Annotated in this window: 1 protein-coding gene and 1 pseudogene; both read left to right on the top strand. The window is 49.3% G+C overall.

The genetic code is table 11. The features are described from left to right. Positions 1-659: 659 nt before the first annotated feature. Positions 660-1,739, top strand: a complete 1,080-nt coding sequence (locus IE105_RS15215; protein ID WP_189499740.1) for an NAD-dependent epimerase/dehydratase family protein — start codon at positions 660-662, stop codon at positions 1,737-1,739. 3 nt (positions 1,740-1,742) lie between these two features. Continuing rightward, positions 1,743-1,847, top strand: a pseudogene (locus IE105_RS15210) (DDE-type integrase/transposase/recombinase); the annotation flags it as partial. Between the last annotated feature and the right edge of the window lie 111 nt (positions 1,848-1,958).

The following is a 1,958-nucleotide window of genomic DNA, read 5'->3' as shown; positions in this document are numbered from 1 at the left end:
GTTGCAATACCGCAAAGCCGTCGCCTAATATCAATCAATAAAGGTGAGCAAAGTCTCTCTTGGCCCAGGCCGAAATCTGTGCCGTTTTATATGACGACGGACACTCATGCGATTATTCAAAAGCGGCGAAACGAGGAGGCGTTCGTCCGGCAGTTCCCTTGAGAACCCCTCGCTTAGCCCAAACTCAAATCTTTCTCGTAGGCGCTGAAGTCAGACAATTGCAAAACAAAGTTTGGGTCACATGATGGACCGCAGGGGTCCTCGTGACGGGGAACAATAAATGATATGATCGGCGTGTAAGTCGCGGTGTTCGGCACATACGCCGCATAATTCGCAACACTAATACGGACGCTTCAGCACCTCGAGTCGAATTTAGCCGAGGACAAAGCCGTCACTCTTTGAGCGATGCGAGTAGACCGCATCTTCGCCGCGCGCACTCAGAAATAACTCAATCTTTTTTGCACCAAACCGAGGGACTATCGCCTGCATCCCTCTGCAATCGATTTTGAAACGTCCTTGGCCTTGTCTTTTTCCTCTTGACGACATTGTAGGAGGAACTTGGTCTTAAATTGGTCTGTTAGGGTCTTCCAATGAGTCAATATATTTAGGCTTTTAAATTCTGTGATGCCCGTTTTGCGTAACCATGATAACGGGTTGAAATGACCTCAACAAAGCCCCAACCTGAAACCACGTTAAAACCCAAAGCGACGAGACGTCCAAAGAAATCCGTTCTAGTGACCGGCGCGTCAGGGTTTATCGCCGGTCACTGCATTATCAGACTGCTGAATGAGGGCTATAAAGTGCGCGGTTCTTTACGCTCGATGAACCAAGCAGAAGACGTCAGAACAGCGCTGTCTGCTTATGCTGATGTCAAAGACCTAAGTTTCGTCGAACTCGACCTCTCTTCAGATGAGGGATGGGAGACGGCGGCCAAGGGATGTACCTTCGTCCAACATGTTGCCTCTCCATTTCCTAATACTGCCCCGGACAATGAAGATGATTTGATAGTTCCCGCTCGCGAAGGCGCATTAAGGGCCTTACGCGCCGCCGCCAAAGCCAAGGTCAAACGTGTTGTTATGACTTCTTCAATTGCCGCGATCGGTTATGGTCGTGACCATCCTAAGGATTACATCTATTCCGAGGATGATTGGTCAAATTTGGAGGGCGACCTCACAGCCTATGCCAAAAGCAAGACGGTTGCCGAACAAGCGGCTTGGGAGTTCATGCAAACAGACGCGGCTGGAAAAATGGAATTATCCGTGATCAATCCTGGCGCCGTTCTTGGTCCTTTGACGAGCGCCGATTATTCGACATCTGGTGATATGGTCAAGAAATTACTCGACGGCTCTGTGCCTGCCTGCCCGGCGATTGGTTTCAGTTGTATTGATGTCCGTGACGTTGCGGATGCGCATTTTGAGGCCATGATCCGCAAAGTCGCGGCGGGTCGACGATATTGTTTGGTTGGGGATTATGCATGGATGATTGATGTTGCTTGTGAACTCCGTTCGGCCGGATATGCGGCTCCGGTCAGGAAACTCCCCAATTTCATGGTACATATTCTAGGAATTTTCGATCCAACCGTTCGTTTGATCAAAGCTGGGTTGGGCAAAAAATCCATTTTCAGCAATCAACGCCTTATCGAAGAATTAGACATCACGCCACGCTCGATCAAAGAGATGAGCGTATCCATGGCTGAAAGCATGGTGAAATTTGGCGTGATAAGTCCGAAAATGTTATAGAGGCAATGGCACCTCGACCAGGTCTTTGTGAAGTTCAATTGTGCCCAGAATTTCCTTTGGAGAGCCGTCGACCAAGAAGACGAAGTACTGGAGAGCTACGTGATTAAGAAGTAGGGCATTGTCAGCTTAAACGGCTACGGCCGGATTTCTATAAGGTTAGCCCTCAGCTAGACAGCTATCAACTCACGCCATTGGCTGAGGGATGCATCACGCATCGCT

The organism is Algimonas arctica (assembly GCF_014652695.1).
GTDB lineage: Bacteria > Pseudomonadota > Alphaproteobacteria > Caulobacterales > Maricaulaceae > Litorimonas > Litorimonas arctica.
Note: the sequence above shows the minus strand (reverse complement) of the source record. Positions and strands in the feature narration are given on the sequence as shown.

What these genes read in the sequence shown, in the direction of transcription:
- IE105_RS15215 (WP_189499740.1), top strand. Translation starts at nt 660, where the DNA reads ATGACCTCAACAAAGCCCCAACCTGAAACCACGTTAAAACCCAAAGCG.